The organism is Pseudomonas sp. P97.38 (assembly GCF_001269745.1).
Classification (GTDB): domain Bacteria; phylum Pseudomonadota; class Gammaproteobacteria; order Pseudomonadales; family Pseudomonadaceae; genus Aquipseudomonas; species Aquipseudomonas chlororaphis_E.
In genome coordinates this window covers 97146-115923 of record NZ_LHVJ01000013.1, presented here as the reverse complement: position 1 = coordinate 115923, position 18778 = coordinate 97146, and the positions used below count along the sequence as shown (strand labels likewise).

Sequence of the window (18778 nt, the reverse complement as noted above, 5' to 3'; positions counted from 1 at the left end):
CGTAGGTATTGAGATGGAGCTTAGTGACCTGACTCGTTCTAAAAAATGCGATGATTCAACATAGTTTGTTTCTGAAAACGGGCAAATCATGGATCGTCTCCAAGCAATGCAGGTGTTCGTCACCGTGGTGGACCTGGGCAGCCAGTCGGCGGCAGCCGAGCACCTGGACCTGTCGCGACCGGTGGTGTCGCGGTATCTGGCGGAGCTGGAAGACTGGGTTGGCGCCCGGCTGATGCACCGCACCACCCGCAAACTGAGCCTGACAGCCGCCGGCACGGAGATCCTGCCGCGCTGCCGGCAGATGCTGGAACTGTCCGGCGACCTGCAAGCGGCTGTCAGCAAACCGGACGACGCACCACGGGGCCTGCTGCGCATCAGCACCAGCACCTCCTTCGGCCAGGCCCAACTGACCAAGGCCATGGCCGAGTACGTCAAGCGCTACCCCGGGGTGAGCGTCGACCTACAGATGCTCGATCGCACCGTGAACCTGGTGGACGAGCGCATCGACCTGGCGATCCGCATGAGCAACGACCTCGACCCGAACCTGATCGCCCGCCGCCTTACCGTGTGCCGCTCGGTGATCTGCGCCTCGCCCGGTTACTTGCAGGAACACCCAACACCCCAGCGGGTCGAGGACCTGAGCCAGCACAACTGCCTGACCCACGCCTATGTGGGCAAGAGCCTCTGGCATTTCGAGCAGGACGGCGAGCAGGTCTCGGTGCCGGTGCAAGGCAACATCAGCAGCAACGAAGCCACCACCCTGTTGCAGGCGGCCATGGCAGGCGCCGGCGTGGCCATGCTGCCCAGCTATCAGGCCGGCCCCCACATCAGGCGCGGCGAGCTGGTGCGCCTGGTGCCTCATGCCGAGCCGCGGCAAATGAACATGTACGCGGTCTACGCCTCACGCAAGCACATGCCCTCGGCACTGCGCAGCCTGCTGGATTTCCTGGTGCAGAAATTTCCCGAGAAGCCGGAGTGGGATGCCGGGTTGTAAGCCGTGTCAGCCTCACCGAACACGTTGTGGGAGCGGGCTTGCTCGCGAAGGCGTCGCATCCGCAAAACATAGGTTGACTGATACGTCGCTTTCGCGAGCAAGCCCGCTCCCACAGGGGCCTGGTACGCCTCAAGTGCCGCAGCAGGATTCCACCAACCGCCCGCCCCAAGGCATACTTGCCACCCTCCATACGCCAGAACCCTAAGCCGCCCCATGCGTATCCACGTCAGTTTCATCGACCGCGTCGGCATCACCCAGGAAGTCCTGGCCTTGCTCGGTGGGCGTAACCTCAACCTGGATGCCGTGGAGATGGTGCCACCCAACGTCTACATCGACGCACCGACCCTCAGCCCGCAAGTGCTGGACGAATTGCGTGACGCCTTGTTCAGCGTGCGGGGCGTGCAGGCGGTGACGGTGGTGGACATCCTGCCGGGCCAGCGCCGGCACTTGCAGCTCGATGCCCTGCTGGCGGCCATGACCGACCCGGTGCTGGCCCTGGACAGCGCCGGCAATGTGCTGCTGGCCAACCCCGCGCTGATTGCCCTGTACGGTCGGGAGCCGGCGGGGGAAAGCGTGGCCGGGCTGTTCGGCGACGAGGCCCTGCTCAGCACGTTGCTGGAGAACGGTTTTCGCCTGCCACTGCGGGAAATCACCCTCAATGGCCAGACCCTGCTGTTGGACGCCACCCCCATCACCGACGCCGGTGCCCTGCTGACGCTCTATCCGCCGAACCGCATCGGCGAACGCTTGTCGGCGCTGCACCACGATCACGCCGAAGGCTTTGATGCGCTGCTCGGCGAATCCCCGGCAATCCGCACCCTCAAGGCCCGGGCCCAACGGGTCGCGGCCCTCGACGCACCGTTGCTGATCCAGGGTGAAACCGGAACCGGCAAGGAACTGGTGGCCCGCGCCTGCCACGCCATCAGCGCCCGTCACAGTGCTCCATTCCTGGCCCTGAACTGCGCCGCGTTGCCGGAGAACCTGGCCGAAAGCGAACTGTTCGGCTATGCCCCCGGCGCCTTCACCGGGGCGCAACGGGGCGGCAAGCCGGGGCTGATGGAACTGGCGAACCAGGGCACGGTGTTTCTCGACGAAATCGGCGAGATGTCACCGTACCTGCAAGCCAAGTTGCTGCGGTTCCTCAACGACGGCAGCTTTCGCCGGGTGGGGGGCGATCGCGAGATCAAGGTCAACGTGCGGATCCTCAGCGCCACCCACCGCAACCTGGAAAAAATGGTCAATGAAGGCTCGTTCCGCGAGGACCTGTTCTATCGCCTCAACGTGCTCAACGTCGAAGTCCCGCCGCTGCGAGAGCGCGGCCAGGACATCCTGCTGCTGGCCCGTTACTTCATGCAGCAGGCCTGTGCCCAGATCCAGCGCCCGGTCTGTCGCCTCGCTCCCGGCACCTACCCGGCGCTGCTGGGCAATCGCTGGCCGGGCAACGTGCGGCAATTGCAGAACGTGATCTTCCGCGCCGCCGCTATCTGCGAAAGCAGCCTGGTGGACATAGGCGACCTGGACATCGCCGGCACCTCTGTCGCGCGCCAGGGCGACGTGGAGGTCGAGAGCCTGGAACAAGCCATGGAAGCCTTCGAGAAACACCTGCTCGAAAGCCTCTACGTCAACTACCCTTCGACCCGCCAGCTCGCCAGCCGCTTGCAAACCTCCCATACCGCCATCGCCCATCGGTTGCGCAAGTACGGGATTTCCAACAAGCCCTAGCTTGACTCCGTCCCTGTGGGAGCGGGCTTGCCCGCGAAGAGGCCGGGCCTATCCAACATCTCCATTGGCTGACACACCGCCTTCGCGAGCAAGCCCGCTCCCACAGGCTTCTGAGTTGTGGCCGAAATCGCGCCAAAAGCGACCTCTACCTGTACTGAAAGCGCTACAGTGGAACGATATCGCTACAGCAAGCGGTAAACTGCGCTGGATAAGGCTTTGATCCGGCAATGATTTTATCCAGGCATCCAGCTGTAGCGATTTCGCTACAGCCCAATCGCTCAACGCTTCCTCAATACTCCTCAAATCATTGACCCATAAGCCCTTTTCAACATTGGCCGCATTCTTGCTATGGGTATAGCCATTCGGCCGGGCCAAGTCCCGCGCCTTTCTTCGCGTCCACCAGACGAATCTGGCCCCAGGAGTTTCCATGAGCGAGTTGCGTTTCACTGAAGATCACGAATGGCTGCGCACCGAAGCCGACGGCAGCGTTACAGTCGGCATCACCGCGTTTGCCCAGAACGCCTTGGGCGATGTGGTCTATGTTCAGTTACCGGAACTGCAAACCTACGCCAAGGGGGCCGAAGCCTCGACCGTGGAATCGGTGAAGGCCGCCAGCGGTGTCTACATGCCGTTGGACGGTGACGTGCTGGAAGTCAATCCGGCCCTGGAAAGCAATCCGGAACTGGTCAACGAAGATCCGCTGGGCGACGGCTGGTTTTTCCGCTTCACGCCCGCCAATCCCGCTGAAGTTGGCCAACTGTTGGATCAGGATGCCTACGACCGCCTGATCAAAGCCAACGCCCAAGCCTGAGGAGCGCCACATGACCGTTAATCTGGGCACCGCCAACGAATTCATCGCCCGTCACATCGGCCCACGGGCCAGCGACGAGCAAGCCATGCTCGAGCGCCTGGGCTACGACTCCCTGCAAGCCCTGAGCGCCAGCGTGATCCCTGAAAGCATCAAGGGCACCAGCGTGCTGGACATGGGGGACGGCCAGAGCGAAGCCGACGCACTGGCGTCGATCAAGGCCATCGCCAGCAAAAACCAACTGTTCAAGACCTACATCGGCCAGGGCTACTACAACTGCCACACACCGGCGCCGATCCTGCGCAACCTGCTGGAAAACCCGGCCTGGTACACCGCCTACACCCCGTACCAGCCAGAAATCTCCCAGGGCCGCCTCGAAGCGCTGCTGAACTTCCAGACCCTGATCAGCGACCTCACCGGCCTGCCGATCGCCAACGCTTCCCTGCTGGACGAAGCCACCGCCGCCGCCGAAGCGATGACCTTCTGCAAGCGCCTGAGCAAGAACAAGGGCAGCAACGCCTTCTTCGCCTCCGTACACAGCCACCCGCAAACCCTCGACGTGTTGCGCACCCGTGCCGAGCCCCTGGGCATCGACGTGGTGGTCGGCGACGAACGCGAACTGAGCGACACCAGCCAATTCTTCGGTGCGCTGTTGCAATACCCGGCCAGCAACGGTGACGTGTTCGACTACCGCGCCCTGACCGAACGTTTCCACGCCAGCAACGCCCTGGTCGCCGTCGCGGCCGACCTGCTGGCCCTGACCCTGCTGACCCCACCGGGTGAGTTCGGTGCCGACGTGGCCATCGGCAGCGCCCAGCGCTTCGGCGTGCCGCTGGGCTTCGGTGGCCCGCACGCGGCGTACTTCTCCACCAAGGACGCTTTCAAGCGCGACATGCCGGGCCGCCTGGTCGGCGTGTCCGTGGACCGTTTCGGCAAGCCGGCCCTGCGCCTGGCGATGCAGACTCGCGAGCAACACATCCGCCGCGAGAAAGCCACGAGCAACATCTGCACCGCCCAGGTGCTGCTGGCCAACATCGCTAGCATGTACGCCGTGTACCACGGGCCCAAGGGCCTGGTGCAGATCGCCCACCGCATCCACCACCTGACCGCGATCCTCGCCAAGGGCCTGGACGCACTGGGCATTCGCGTCGAGCAGGACAGCTTCTTCGACACCCTGACCCTGCACACCGGCGCGCACACCGCCGCCCTGCACGACAAGGCCCGCGCCCAGCGCATCAACCTGCGTGTGGTCGACGCGCAGCGCCTGGGCCTGTCCCTGGACGAAACCACCAGCCAGGCGGACGTCGAAGCACTGTGGAGCGTACTGGCCGACGGCAAGGCCCTGCCGGACTTCGCCGCACTGGCCGCCTCGGTGCAAAGCCGCATCCCGGCCGAGCTGGTGCGCCAGTCGCCGATCCTCAGCCACCCGGTGTTCAACCGCTACCACTCCGAAACCGAGTTGATGCGCTACCTGCGCAAGCTCGCCGACAAGGACCTGGCCCTGGATCGCACCATGATCCCGCTGGGCTCCTGCACCATGAAGCTCAACGCCGCCAGCGAGATGATCCCGGTGACCTGGGCCGAGTTCGGCGCCTTGCACCCGTTCGCCCCGGCCGAGCAAAGCGCCGGCTACCAGCAATTGACCACCGAGCTGGAAGCCATGCTGTGCGCCGCCACCGGCTACGACGCGGTGTCGCTGCAACCCAACGCCGGTTCCCAGGGTGAATACGCCGGCCTGCTGGCGATCCGCGCTTACCACCAGAGCCGTGGCGAAGAGCGTCGCGACATCTGCCTGATCCCGTCCTCGGCCCACGGCACCAACCCGGCCACCGCCAACATGGCGGGCATGCGCGTGGTGGTCACCGCGTGCGATGCCCGTGGCAACGTCGACATCGAAGACCTGCGCGCCAAGGCCATCGAACACCGCGAGCACCTGGCCGCGCTGATGATTACCTACCCGTCCACCCACGGCGTGTTCGAGGAAGGCATCCGCGAAATCTGCGGCATCATCCATGACAACGGCGGCCAGGTGTACATCGACGGCGCCAACATGAACGCCATGGTCGGCCTTTGTGCACCGGGCAAGTTCGGTGGCGACGTGTCGCACCTCAACCTGCACAAGACCTTCTGCATCCCCCATGGCGGTGGTGGCCCGGGTGTCGGCCCGATCGGCGTCAAGTCGCACCTGGCGCCGTTCCTGCCGGGCCACGCGAACATGGAGCGCAAGGAAGGCGCGGTGTGCGCAGCGCCGTTCGGCAGCGCGAGCATCCTGCCGATCACCTGGATGTACATTCGCATGATGGGCGGCGCCGGCCTCAAGCGCGCCTCGCAGTTGGCGATCCTCAACGCCAACTACATCGCCCGTCGCCTGGAAGAGCACTACCCGGTGCTCTACACCGGCAGCAACGGGCTGGTGGCCCACGAATGCATCCTCGACCTGCGCCCACTCAAGGACAGCAGCGGCATCAGTGTCGATGACGTGGCCAAGCGCCTGATCGACTTTGGCTTCCACGCCCCGACCATGTCGTTCCCGGTGGCCGGCACGCTGATGATCGAACCGACCGAAAGCGAATCCAAGGAAGAACTGGACCGCTTCTGCGACGCCATGATCTGCATCCGCGAAGAAATCCGCGCCGTGGAAAATGGCAGCCTGGACAAAGACGACAACCCGCTGAAGAACGCCCCGCACACCGCGGCGGAGCTCGTCGGCGAGTGGACCCACCCCTACAGCCGCGAGCAAGCGGTGTACCCGGTGGCCTCGTTGATCGAAGGCAAATACTGGCCGCCCGTGGGCCGGGTCGACAACGTGTTCGGCGACCGCAACCTGGTGTGCGCTTGCCCGTCGATCGAAAGCTACGCTTAAGAAGCAGCGGCAAGTGACAAGCCGCAAGCTGCAAACAAGAGCCACTCGGCTTTTAACTTGCAGCTTGTAGCTTGAAGCTCGTAGCTGCTCCCCCAGGAGCCCCCTATGTCGTTAAGCGTGTTCGACCTGTTCAAGATCGGTATCGGCCCTTCGAGCTCCCATACGGTCGGCCCCATGCGTGCCGCTGCCCGTTTTGTCGAGGGGCTGCGCCGTGATGATTTGCTTGAAAGCATCACCAGCGTCAAGGTCGAGCTCTATGGTTCCCTCGGCGCCACCGGCAAGGGCCACGGCAGCGACAAGGCTGTGCTGCTGGGCCTGGAAGGTGAGCACCCGGACACCGTGGACACCGAGACCGTCACCGCCCGCCTGCAGGACATCCGCAGCAACGGGCGCCTGAACCTGCTCGGCCAACACCCCATCGAATTCAATGAAAAGCTGCACCTGGCGATGATCCGCAAGCCGCTGGCCTTCCACCCCAACGGCATGATCTTCCGCGCGTTCGACGCCGCCGGGTTGCAAGTGCGCAGCCGCGAGTACTATTCGATCGGCGGCGGTTTTGTCGTGGATGAAGGCGCCGCCGGCGCCGACCGGATCGTCGAGGACGCCACGCCCCTGACCTTCCCGTTCAAGAGTGCCAAGGACCTGCTGGGCCATTGCAGCACCTATGGCCTGTCCATCAGCCAGGTCATGTTGACCAACGAAAGTGCCTGGCGCCCCGAAGCCGAGACCCGCGCCGGCCTGCTGAAGATCTGGCAAGTGATGCAGGATTGCGTGGCGGCCGGTTGTCGCAACGAAGGGATCCTGCCCGGCGGGTTGAAGGTCAAGCGGCGGGCAGCGGCGTTGCACCGTCAACTGTGCAAGAACCCGGAAGCGTCCCTGCGCGACCCACTGTCGGTGCTGGACTGGGTCAACCTGTACGCCCTGGCGGTCAACGAAGAAAACGCCTACGGCGGACGCGTGGTCACTGCGCCCACCAACGGTGCGGCGGGGATCATCCCGGCCGTGCTGCATTACTACATGCGCTTCATTCCGGGTGCCAACGAAGACGGCGTGGTGCGATTCCTGCTGACCGCCGCCGCCATCGGCATCCTGTACAAGGAAAACGCATCCATCTCCGGGGCCGAAGTCGGTTGCCAAGGAGAAGTCGGCGTCGCCTGCTCCATGGCCGCCGGGGCGCTCTGCGAAGTGCTGGGCGGCACCGTGCAGCAAGTGGAAAACGCCGCCGAAATCGGCATGGAACACAACCTCGGCCTGACCTGCGACCCCATCGGTGGCCTGGTGCAGGTGCCGTGCATCGAGCGCAACGCCATGGGCTCGGTGAAAGCCATCAACGCGGTGCGCATGGCGATGCGCGGCGACGGGCACCACTTCGTCTCCCTCGACAAGGTTATCCGCACCATGCGCCAGACCGGCGCCGACATGAAAAGCAAATACAAGGAGACCGCCCGCGGCGGTCTGGCGGTCAACATCATCGAATGCTGACGCGTGCGTCCCTGCCCTCTACCTCTTCCAGGAGCTGATATGTCCACCGAACCACTGCGCAACACCCCGCTGCACGCGCTGCACCTCGAACTCGGCGCCCGCATGGTGCCGTTCGCCGGCTACGACATGCCGGTCCAGTACCCGTTGGGCGTGATGAAAGAACACCAGCACACCCGCGATCAGGCCGGGTTGTTCGACGTGTCCCACATGGGCCAGATCCGCCTGAGCGGCGCGGGTGCCGCCAAGGCCCTGGAGACCCTGGTGCCGGTGGACATCATCGACCTGCCAGTGGGCATGCAGCGCTACGCGATGTTCACCAACGAGCAGGGTGGGATCCTCGACGACCTGATGGTCGCCAACCTGGGCAACGACGAACTGTTCCTGGTGGTCAACGCGGCCTGCAAGGACCAGGACCTGGCTCACCTGCGCAAGCATATCGGCAACCAGTGCACCATCGAACCTTTGTTCGAAGCGCGCGCCCTGCTTGCCCTGCAAGGCCCCGCCGCCGTCAGCGTACTCGCACGCCTGGCGCCAGACGTGGCAAATATGACCTTCATGCAATTTCAGCGCGTCACGCTGCTGGGCGTGGAGTGCTTCGTCAGCCGTTCCGGCTACACCGGTGAAGACGGTTTCGAGATCTCCGTACCCGCCGCCGACGTGGAAACCCTGGCCCGCGCCCTGCTGGCCGAGCCGGAAGTCGCCGCCATCGGCCTCGGCGCCCGTGACTCCCTGCGCCTGGAAGCCGGCCTGTGCCTCTACGGCCATGACATGAACACCGAGACCACCCCGATCGAGGCGAGCCTGCTGTGGGCCATTTCCAAGGTTCGACGTGCCGACGGCGCCCGTGCCGGTGGCTTCCCCGGCGCTGAAACCGTGTTTGCCCAACAACAGGGCACAGTGAAGCGTAAACGCGTGGGCCTGCTGCCCCAGGAACGCACACCGGTGCGCGAAGGCGCTGAGATCGTCAACGACGCGGGCGAGACCATCGGAACCGTATGCAGCGGCGGTTTCGGCCCGACCTTGGGCGGCCCGTTGGCCATGGGCTATCTGGACAGCGCCTATGTCGCGCTGGATACCCCCGTCTGGGCAATAGTTCGTGGGAAAAAGGTGCCTTTGCTTGTAAGCAAAATGCCATTTGTTGCACAACGCTACTATCGCGGATGATTGACTGTTTCTATAAGTAACGCGATTGCGTTATACGTGCACTAATGTGTAACGCAACCGCCATAAAAAGGTGCATCTAATTGTCGCGGGCATCTTGCTTATAACAGTCAAGAAATACCCCACTCGCCTTTCGAATAAGCCCACGCCAGCGAAGCGCTTAAATGCCAGCAACGTGAGCAAATACGGGCCCCTCAGGGGGGTTGTTTTTTTGTTGGTGGTTGGCGTAGAGTTTGGTCACTGTGTTTGCATGGGTCGCTTGGAATCGTGACCTGGGCAGTAGCTTATGAAGTTCGCTACATCCCGCTCGACGTCTCTTACTTTCCTGCAACCCAGCCCCAGTACTCTTTCATGTGAAAGAGGCTGTCATCAATTTTAGCGTCAAGGAAATAAGAAAATGTCGAATCGTCAGAGCGGTACCGTCAAGTGGTTCAACGACGAAAAGGGTTTTGGTTTTATCACCCCTGAAAGCGGTCCAGATCTGTTCGTGCACTTTCGTGCGATCCAGGGCAGCGGCTTCAAGAGCCTGAAAGAAGGCGATAAAGTCACCTTCGTTGCCGTACAAGGCCAGAAAGGCATGCAGGCTGACGAAGTTATTGCCGAAAAATAAGCTTTCGCGCCTCCAAAAGCCCCTGATTGATATCAGGGGCTTTTTTATGGGCGTAAATCCGTAGAATGGGCTTCTTTTTGGTCCGAGGCCGTCATGCCGAAACACCTGCTCACCCCTCAGGGCGACTTCCCCCCCGTCGGCCTGGGTCGCCGCCTGGCGGCGATGTTCTATGACTTCCTGCTGTGCACGGCGCTGTTGATCGTCACCAGCGGTGCCTACAAGATGATCCAGATGGCAATCATCGGCGAGGAGAAGATGCGCGCCCTGACCGAAGCCGGCGCGCTGGACGGTGACCCGCTGCTGTCCACCGTGCTGCTGTTCGTACTGTTCGGTTTCTTTGCCAAGTTCTGGACCCACAACGGCCAGACCCTGGGCATGCAGGTATGGTGCATTCGCGTGCAGAACGCCGATGGCACGGCCATCAGCCTGTGGCAGGCGCTGTTGCGGTTCGTGGTGTCGATAGCGTCATGGCTGCCGCTGGGGCTGGGCTTCATCTGGGCACTGTTCGACAAGCGCAAGCGCAGCTGGCACGACATCTACTCGGACACGCAACTGGTGCGGATTCCGAAGAAGACCAAGTAGAGCCTGACTACCCGGCCAATGAACCCCCCGTGGCGAGGGAGCTTGCTCCCTCGCCACAGATAAACCCCCTCGCCATAGGAGACAGCTCCGATCAGGCGTTCCCCGCCAATTTCATCCGCGCGGCCTGGGTAAAGTCCAGCATGCGCTTGAGCGGGCGAATGGCCTGGGGAATCAGGGCCGGGTCGACGAAGATCTCGTTGGCACCTTCCTGCAAGCTCTTGAGCGTGCGCTCCAGGGTGTTCATCGCCATCCATGGGCAATGTGCGCAACTGCGGCACGCCGCGCCGTTACCGGCGGTTGGGGCCTCGATGAAGACCTTGTCCGGGCACAGCTGCTGCATCTTGTAGAAGATGCCGCGGTCGGTGGCGACGATCAGCGTCTTGTTCGGCAGGCTCTGGGCCGCGGCAATCAACTGACTGGTGGAACCCACTGCGTCCGCCAGTTCTATCACCGATGTCGGCGACTCCGGGTGCACCAGGATCGCAGCATCCGGATACAGCGCCTTCATGTCCTCCAACTGCTTGGACTTGAACTCTTCGTGGACGATGCAGGCACCGTCCCAGAGCAGCATGTCGGCTCCGGTCTTGCGCTGGATGTAGGTCCCCAGGTGCTTGTCCGGGCCCCAGATGATCGTCTCGCCGTTGTCCATCAGGCTCTCGACGATCTCCAGCGCGCAGCTGGATGTCACCACCCAGTCAGCCCGGGCCTTGACCGCCGCCGAGGTGTTGGCATACACCACCACGGTGCGCTCCGGGTGCTGGTCGCAGAACGCCGAGAACTCGTCCACCGGGCAACCCAGGTCCAGGGAGCAGGTGGCTTCCAGGGTCGGCATCAACACGCGTTTTTCCGGGTTGAGGATCTTGGCGGTCTCGCCCATGAACTTGACCCCGGCAACGACCACGGTCTTGGCCGGATGGGCATTGCCAAAGCGGGCCATCTCCAGGGAGTCGGACACGCAGCCGCCGGTTTCCTCGGCCAGGGCCTGGATGATCGGATCACAGTAGAAATGCGCAACCAGTACCGCGTCCTGAGCCTTGAGCTCGGCGGCGATGGCGGCGCGGTACCAGGCTTCCTGTTCGGCGGACAGCGGCTTGGGCTGCTTGGCGTCAAGGTGGGCCTGGACCAGAAGGCGTTCAGAAATTTGCGTCATGTTCGCAAGACCTGCAAGCGCGTTTAGCGCGAAAGTCGAGTATACACCCGGCTCCGGACCACTCGGGTACCGCCGGGAAAGTGGGTATCAATCAGGCACGGGACAGCGTGAAGCCGGCAAGGCTACAGAATATCCCGGCGATGCAAAAGATCATTCTGACCTGTGCCCGACCCCAGCCCCGAACGCGATCCACCGTGGCGAGGGAGCTTACTCCCGCTGGGCTGCGAAGCAGCCCCAAACATGGCCGGCTCAAATCGACAGACAACTTGCGCTCCCCTCAAGCTGACTGAAATGTAATCACTCGCCTCACTCGCCTGTGTCATCTTTTCGTTCAAACCTGCCAAGGAGATTGCTCCGGGCACGTGGCGAATCGACTGACGGACCTCCATCGTATGCAAACCAAAACTTCCCGGCGAGCCTTCGTAAAGGGCCTGACTGCCGGCGGCATCCTCGGCGGCCTGGGCTTGTGGCGCGCGCCTGTCTGGGCGGTCACCGGGCCGGGCCAGCCCAACGCCCTGAGCGGCACCGAGTTCGATCTGTTCATTGGCGAAAGTCCGGTCAACTTCACCGGCACCCCACGCATCGCCCAGACCATCAACGGCGGCATTCCCGGCCCGCTGCTGCGCTGGCGTGAAGGCGACACCGTCACCCTGCGGGTGCGCAATCGCTTGAAGGATACAACCTCCATCCACTGGCACGGCATCCTGCTGCCCGCCAACATGGACGGCGTTCCGGGGTTGAGTTTCAAGGGCATCGAACCCGACGGCATGTATGTGTATCAGTTCAAGGTCCGGCAAAACGGCACCTACTGGTACCACAGCCATTCTGGCTTCCAGGAACAATCCGGGGTCTACGGCCCGCTGGTGATCGACGCCAGGGAACCGGAGCCCTTCCAATACGAACGGGACTATGTGGTGATGCTCACCGACTGGACCGATGAAGACCCCGGCAACATCCTTCGCAAGCTCAAGAAACAGTCGGACTACTACAACTACAACAAACGCACCGTCGGCGACTTCATTGACGATGTGGGCAAGAACGGCTGGGCCAGCACTGTGGCCGATCGCAAGATGTGGGCCGAGATGAAGATGAACCCCACGGACCTGGCCGACGTCAGCGGTGCCACCTACACCTACCTCATGAACGGCCAGGCGCCGGACATGAACTGGACCGGCCTGTTCAAGCCTGGCGAACGTCTTCGCCTGCGCTTTATCAACGGCTCGGCCATGAGCTATTTCGACGTGCGCATTCCCGGCTTGAAGATGACGGTGGTGGCGTCCGACGGCCAATACGTCAAACCGGTGAGTGTCGATGAGTTTCGGATCGCCGTGGCCGAAACCTATGACGTCATCGTCGAACCGACCCAGGAGGCCTACACCCTGTTCGCCCAGTCCATGGACCGCACCGGCTATGCCCGCGGCACCCTCGCGGCCAGGGCCGGGTTGTCGGCACCGGTGCCGCCCCTGGACCCGCGGCCATTGGTGACCATGGACGACATGGGCATGGGTGGCATGGACCACGGCTCGATGCAGGGCATGGCCGGGATGGACCACAGCCAGATGCAAGGCATGGATCATAGCCAGATGCAGGGCATGGGCGACATGGCCGGTATGGATCACGGTGCCATGCAAGGCATGGACGGCATGCTGTCGCACCCCGACACCGAGAAAGACAACCCCCTGGTAGACATGCAGGCCATGAGCGTCAAGCCCAAGCTCGACGATCCCGGCATGGGGCTGCGCGACAACGGCCGCAAAGTGCTGACCTACTCAGACCTGCGCAGCACCTTCCCCGACCCCGACGGCCGCGAACCGGGCCGTACGATCGAGCTGCACCTGACTGGGCACATGGAAAAATTCGCCTGGTCATTCAACGGCGTGAAATTTTCCGACGCCGCGCCGCTGCTGCTCAAGTACGGCGAGCGACTGCGCATCGTGCTGATCAACGACACCATGATGACCCACCCCATCCACCTGCACGGCATGTGGAGCGATCTGGAGGACGAGAACGGCCAGTTCATGGTGCGCAAGCACACCCTCGACGTGCCACCGGGCGCCAGGCGCAGCTACCGCGTCACCGCCGATGCCCTCGGGCGTTGGGCGTATCACTGCCACCTGCTGTACCACATGGAGATGGGGATGTTCCGTGAAGTTCGGGTGCAGGAATGAGGAGCCGAGCATGACCACTGTTTTTCAATACCCCCTGGCACTCATGGCCAGCCTGACCCTCGGCGCCACCTCGGTCTGGGCGGCGGGCAACGACATGCAAGGCATGGATCACAGCCAGATGCACGGGATGGACCATAGCCAGATGCAAGGTATGGATTCGATGCAAGGTATGGATTCGATGCAAGGCATGGACTCGATGCAGGGCATGGAACCCATGCAGTCAGCGCCGACCACCAGCCGCACGCCGATCCCGGAACTGACAGCCGCCGATCGCGCCGCCGTCTACGAGGATCACGGCGGACACGCGGTGCATGACAGTGCAATCAATTCGTTTTTCCTCATTGACCAACTGGAGTGGCAAGACGCCGATGACGGCAGCGCCCTGAGCTGGGATGCCTCCGGCTGGATCGGTGGCGACATCGACCGTTTGTGGCTGCGCTCCGAAGGTGAACGCCTCAACGGCAAGACCGAAGAGGCGGAACTTCAGGCCCTGTGGGGCCACGCCTTCAGTCCTTGGTGGGACGTGGTGGCCGGCGTACGCCAGGACTTCAAGCCGGGCGATGCGCAAACCTGGGCCGCCTTCGGCGTGCAAGGCATGGCGCTGTACAACTTCGAAGCCCAAGCCACTGCGTTCATCGGCGAAGGTGGCCAGAGCGCGGCGCGACTGGAAGGTGACTACGACATCTTGCTGACCAATCGGTTGATCCTGCAGCCCACCGCCGAGGTCAACTTCTATGGCAAGAACGACCCCACCCGCGGTGTCGGCTCAGGGCTGTCGGACACCGAACTCGGCGTACGGCTGCGTTATGAAATACGCCGCGAGTTCGCGCCCTATATGGGTGTTACCTGGAATCGGGTCTATGGCAACACCGCCGACTACGCTCGCGAAGAGGGCGAAGACCACAGCGAAGCCCGTCTGGTGTTGGGCGTGCGCATGTGGTTCTGAGCCACTGACCTGTTTCACGAAAAAACTAAAAAACCGAGCTGTAGGAGTCCTTGCATGTCACTCATCAAAACTGCTGTTGTTGCTGTCGCCCTGTCCACCGGCCTGTTGGTCAGTGGCCTGGCCCAGGCACACCCGAAACTGCTGTCCTCTACCCCCGCCGAGGGCGCCGAAGGTGCGGCACCGCCAAGGATCGAGCTGCACTTTTCCGAAAACCTGATGACCCAGTTTTCCGGAGCCAAGCTGATGATGACCGAGATGCCCGGCATGGCGGCGCATTCGCCCATGCCCATGCCAGCCAAGGTCTCCGGCAGCGATGACCCGAAAACCATGGTCATTGTCCCAAATGGCCCTCTCACCGCCGGCACCTATCAGGTCCAGTGGCGCGCGGTGTCGTCCGACACTCACCCGATCACCGGTAACGTCACGTTCAAGGTGAAGTGAGTTGATGAGCGACTCGATCAACATCGCCCTGCGTTTTGCCCTGTATTTGGATCTGATGTTGCTGTTCGGCCTGGCCGCGTTCGGGCTCTATAGCCTGCGAGGCCAGGAGCGGGTGTCGGGCGCGCAGTTGCGGTTCACACCACTGCTAGTGACCACGGCGGTGTTGGGCGTGCTGCTCTCCTTCGCCGCCATGGCGTGCATGGCCTGGGCCATGAGCGGAGTTTCAGACTGGGCCGAACTGTGGCCGCACATTGAAATGATGGTGTTGGAGACCGACTTCGGCTCGAGTTGGACACTGCGGATAGCGGCGCTGCTGCTGGCCGGGGTCGCCGTGACGCTCAATAAACGTTGGCCGACTGCCAGCCTGGGCCTGGTCATGCTCGGCGGGGCCGTGGCCTTGGCGACGCTGGCCTGGGCAGGGCACGGCGCAATGGACGAAGGCACACGCCGCAACTGGCACTTCATCACCGACTTCCTGCACCTGTGGGCGGCGGGAGGCTGGGTCGGGGCCTTGGCCGCGTTTGCCCTGCTGCTTCGCCAGGCCGAACCGCAGTTGGCGGTACTGGCCCGGACGTTGACCGGGTTTGAAACCGCCGGGGCGGTGATCGTGGCGGTCATCAGCGTGACGGGGGTGGTGAATTATCTGTTCATCGCCGGCCCAAGCGTCGAAGGGCTGCTGGACAGTACCTACGGTCAGTTGCTGGCGCTCAAGCTCATCTTGTTCGCCGCCATGCTGGTGTTCGCGGCGTTGAACCGCTTTCACCTGAGCCCACTGCTGGAGCAGGCTCGACAGAGCGGCGAGCACAAAGTCGCGGTGAATGCCCTACGGCGCAGCATGGTCCTGGAGTTCGCTGTGGCGGTGATCATTCTGGGATTGGTGGCGTGGCTGGGGACGCTGAGCCCGGAGATGGAATAACCGACTAGCGCCCCACTGAATCCGTGGCGAGAGAACTTGCTCCCTCGCCACAAAAGCGAGCAGCATTTAATTATTGAATAAGCCTCACCAGTTTTCAGTTTGCCCATCGCAAGATGCCCTGGCCTAAATGGGGCTTTATCCAGCCAAGGCCCTGTTATGGAAAACGTTCGAACCTCGACCACCCACGCCATCTGGCTGATGCTCAGCATCGTCCTGGTGGCGCTGAACCTGCGGCCTTCGATGGCGGCGGTCGGGCCGTTGTTGTCGGCCATTCGCGGCGAGGTTCCCTTGAGTTTCAGTACCGCTTCGCTGCTGACCATGTTGCCCGTCATGGCGATGGGCCTGGCGATGTTCCTGGGCATGCGCATCGCCCTGCGCATCGGTGAACACCGCACCATCGTACTGTCGCTGTTAATCATTGGCATCGCCACGGCCTCGCGCTTGTACCTGGACAGCGCCGCCGGGTTGATCGCCAGTGCGATCGTGGCCGGGCTTGGGATCGCATTGATCCAGGCGGTGATGCCGGCGCTGATCAAATCACGCTTCGCCGACAACGTCTCTCTGTTCATGGGCTTGTACGTCACTTCCATCATGGGCGGGGCGGCGATTGCCGCATCGTTTTCACCCTTTGTCCTGACGCAAACGGGCAGTTGGCGCGTCGGCCTGGCGATCTGGGCATTGTTGGCGCTGGTCGCCTTGGGCTGCTGGTACGCCCAGCAATCGAACATCACGCCCTTGTCCGAAACAGCGTCCCGGCATCACGAAGCGTTCTCCAACAACGCCCGGGCCTGGCTCCTGGCGATTTTCTTTGGCCTGGGCACCGCCTCCTACACCTGCGTGCTGGCCTGGCTGGCACCGTACTACGTGGAGAAGGGCTGGAGCGAACAGCACGCCGGGCTGCTGCTGGGGTTCCTCACGGCAATGGAAGTGTTATCCGGCCTGGTCACCCCGGCGATTGCCAACCGCAGCCGGGATAAACGCCTGGTCCTGAGCGTCCTGCTGGCCCTGATCATCGGCGGCTTCTGCGGCCTGATCCTCAGTGCGGAACGCTTCAGCCTGCTCTGGGCCTGCCTGTTGGGGCTGGGTATCGGCGGCCTGTTCCCCATGAGCCTGATCGTATCCCTCGACCACCTGGAGGACCCACGCCGGGCCGGTGGCCTTACTGCGTTCGTGCAGGGTGTCGGCTATCTCATCGCCGGCCTCTCGCCATTGATTGCCGGGATGCTCCGCGACCAACTGGGGAGTTTTGAGTGGGCCTGGTGGTCGCTCACGGCGGTCATGGCGTTGATGATGGGGATGGTATTGCGCCTGGACCCGAAACAATACGGACAGCACATCCGCTGAGTTTCCAGCAGGAGGACTTGATAGGTTGAAGAATTAGCGGATGCGACTTGGCGTTACTATACCTGCCAGGATTTTTACCTCGTAAGGGAGCTACGCCTTGTCCGTCATTCCTGACAGAACCTTCGCTGAAGTGCTCAAGCACACCGTCAAACGCATTCTTTCCTATTGGACCCAGATCACCGTCACGTTAGGCCTGCTCGCGACAGGGCTTGGGTTCATCACGTTGTACCTGTATACCCGGACGATTGGACGAATCGATCTATTCATGCCGTCCATCGATGTGAAGTCTGCACTGTTGGTCTGGGTCGTGCTGGTCCTGCTGCTGATGCTGTCGTATCTGTTCATCCTGGGGGCCACAACGTGGATGTTCGGCTGCTCGGTTTCGCTTTTTTCAAACATGAAGGACAACCAACCGAAGATTGTTTTCTATCTGGTGTTCCCCACGGTTGTGGGATTTAGCGCGTTCATCGGGGCCACTTTCTTTCTGTCCACATTGAACACCTGGATGATATTTGCGGCGTTACTCCTGATCGTCTTCGTTGCGTGCTTTCTCATGTACGCGCTCACGCCGTTCAAAAGAATCATCAGGAAAAGCACACTTGTCCAAGCCAGGCTGGAGCGAGCCCGCTTGAAACGCCTGGCAGCCCATCAACAAATAAAGCGGAAAAAGCTGCAGAAAAATAAGCCTGCCCGCCCCCGGAAGGCCCATCTGCAAAAATGGCTCACCTGTTTGCAGGCATTCAAAAACAAGACGACGCCTGCGTGGCTGCGGCTAAAAGAAAAATGGCGCCGGCTACAGTCGTGGGTAAGGGCTCGCAAAGCGTTCTGGCTCGTCACTCTGCTCTCGATCTCCATATTCCTCACCGTGATCTTCGCCGCCTTTCCAATCCTGCTGACGATACGTTCATACATGGAGAAGGAAACCCCTGACACCGTCCCCTACGTGGCGGGCCTGTCCTGGCTGACACTCATCTTCTCCCTGCTACCAGTCGTCGTATTTTATTGTTTCAAGGGGGACATCTATCGGCGGACCTTCAATGGCCTGATCGCAATGATCCTGGCCTTCTGCGCCTTCACAATGCTCTCGCCGGGCAGTCTGAGCCAGATCACCTACATCGCGGCACAAGGCCTATCCGTTCGCCAACAAACCGCGGAGCGATACGCCTTGCCAGAAGAGATAAAACTGCAAGACCTGAGTGCGACCCTGTGGAAAACACGCCAGGTTGCCGCGCAAAAAATAGAAGTCGAGGCATTCCAGTTGTATTCCTTCGGGGACGTACTGTTACTGTGCCCAAAGGACATGCTGTCACTTGAACTCAAAGAACTGAAAAACTACTCGAAGTTCTGTATCAGCACGCTCAATAGCAAAGTTGTACGCAAACCGCCGTTACCGGTATTTGCCAGGAAATTACAGAAAGATTGGGCTTGCCGGGTGCCCTCATGGCAGATCCAGGCAGGACGCTGGCTCGCTTGGGAAGCGCTGGTTCCGGGCGTTCATCGCTCCGCGTCGGGCGAGAAAAAGGGCTGAAGGCCCTGGCAGTCGTGAGCGGCGACTGCTCAACGACAGGACGGCTGACTCCCTGCCCTTGGG

The 18778-nt window shown here is 62.1% G+C and carries 15 protein-coding genes; 14 read left to right on the top strand and 1 reads right to left on the bottom strand.

The annotated features are described in order from the left end of the window. The first annotated feature begins 88 nt into the window (after nt 1-88). The 8 genes from AD664_RS08390 to AD664_RS08355 all read left to right on the top strand — a co-directional run bounded on the left by AD664_RS08390 (nt 89) and on the right by AD664_RS08355 (nt 10222). On the top strand, nt 89-994 hold the full coding sequence (locus tag AD664_RS08390) for a LysR family transcriptional regulator (protein WP_053145846.1): 906 nt from the start codon (nt 89-91) through the stop codon (nt 992-994). Nucleotides 995-1207: 213 nt separating this feature from the next. After that, entirely contained in the window at nt 1208-2716 is a 1509-nt protein-coding gene (locus tag AD664_RS08385; protein ID WP_053145844.1) for a sigma-54-dependent transcriptional regulator, read from the top strand. 427 nt (nt 2717-3143) lie between these two features. Next, nucleotides 3144-3527: a glycine cleavage system protein GcvH gene (gcvH, locus tag AD664_RS08380; RefSeq protein ID WP_053145842.1), complete on the top strand. Its 384-nt coding sequence runs from the start codon at nt 3144-3146 to the stop codon at nt 3525-3527. Between the two features lie 10 nt (nt 3528-3537). Further along, complete coding sequence (gene gcvP, locus AD664_RS08375; RefSeq protein ID WP_053145839.1) at nt 3538-6387, top strand: aminomethyl-transferring glycine dehydrogenase; 2850 nt, start codon at nt 3538-3540, stop codon at nt 6385-6387. Nucleotides 6388-6492: 105 nt separating this feature from the next. Further along, nucleotides 6493-7869, top strand: a complete 1377-nt coding sequence (locus AD664_RS08370) for an L-serine ammonia-lyase (protein WP_047736629.1) — start codon at nt 6493-6495, stop codon at nt 7867-7869. A gap of 39 nt (nt 7870-7908) precedes the next feature. After that, nucleotides 7909-9033, top strand: a complete 1125-nt coding sequence (gene gcvT / locus AD664_RS08365) for a glycine cleavage system aminomethyltransferase GcvT (protein WP_053145837.1) — start codon at nt 7909-7911, stop codon at nt 9031-9033. 394 nt (nt 9034-9427) lie between these two features. Next, a complete protein-coding gene (locus AD664_RS08360; protein WP_053145835.1) occupies nt 9428-9640 on the top strand; it encodes a cold-shock protein in 213 nt (70 codons plus the stop codon). A 93-nt stretch (nt 9641-9733) separates the two neighbouring features. Beyond that, complete coding sequence (locus AD664_RS08355; RefSeq protein ID WP_053145833.1) at nt 9734-10222, top strand: RDD family protein; 489 nt, start codon at nt 9734-9736, stop codon at nt 10220-10222. A gap of 91 nt (nt 10223-10313) precedes the next feature. On the opposite strand, the gene nadA is transcribed toward AD664_RS08355, so the two are convergent. After that, the gene (gene nadA / locus AD664_RS08350) at nt 10314-11372 is read right to left on the bottom strand and encodes a quinolinate synthase NadA (protein WP_047736635.1); all 1059 of its coding nucleotides are present in this window, start codon (nt 11370-11372) and stop codon (nt 10314-10316) included. A gap of 392 nt (nt 11373-11764) precedes the next feature. On the opposite strand from nadA, the gene AD664_RS08345 reads away from it, so the two are divergent. The 6 genes from AD664_RS08345 to AD664_RS08320 all read left to right on the top strand — a co-directional run bounded on the left by AD664_RS08345 (nt 11765) and on the right by AD664_RS08320 (nt 18715). Beyond that, the gene (locus AD664_RS08345) at nt 11765-13540 is read left to right on the top strand and encodes a copper resistance system multicopper oxidase (protein ID WP_053145831.1); all 1776 of its coding nucleotides are present in this window, start codon (nt 11765-11767) and stop codon (nt 13538-13540) included. Nucleotides 13541-13550: 10 nt separating this feature from the next. Then, nucleotides 13551-14486 (top strand): copper resistance protein B, encoded by a 936-nt coding sequence (locus AD664_RS08340; RefSeq protein WP_053145829.1) that lies wholly within the window; start codon nt 13551-13553, stop codon nt 14484-14486. A 54-nt stretch (nt 14487-14540) separates the two neighbouring features. Then, nucleotides 14541-14927: a copper homeostasis periplasmic binding protein CopC gene (gene copC, locus AD664_RS08335; protein ID WP_042728768.1), complete on the top strand. Its 387-nt coding sequence runs from the start codon at nt 14541-14543 to the stop codon at nt 14925-14927. A gap of 4 nt (nt 14928-14931) precedes the next feature. Beyond that, nucleotides 14932-15843, top strand: a complete 912-nt coding sequence (gene copD, locus AD664_RS08330) for a copper homeostasis membrane protein CopD (RefSeq protein ID WP_053145827.1) — start codon at nt 14932-14934, stop codon at nt 15841-15843. 156 nt (nt 15844-15999) lie between these two features. Continuing rightward, nucleotides 16000-17187, top strand: coding sequence for a cyanate transporter (locus tag AD664_RS08325; protein WP_053145825.1), 1188 nt, complete (start codon nt 16000-16002; stop codon nt 17185-17187). Nucleotides 17188-17284: 97 nt separating this feature from the next. After that, complete coding sequence (locus tag AD664_RS08320) at nt 17285-18715, top strand: hypothetical protein (protein ID WP_053145824.1); 1431 nt, start codon at nt 17285-17287, stop codon at nt 18713-18715. Nucleotides 18716-18778: the final 63 nt, after the last annotated feature.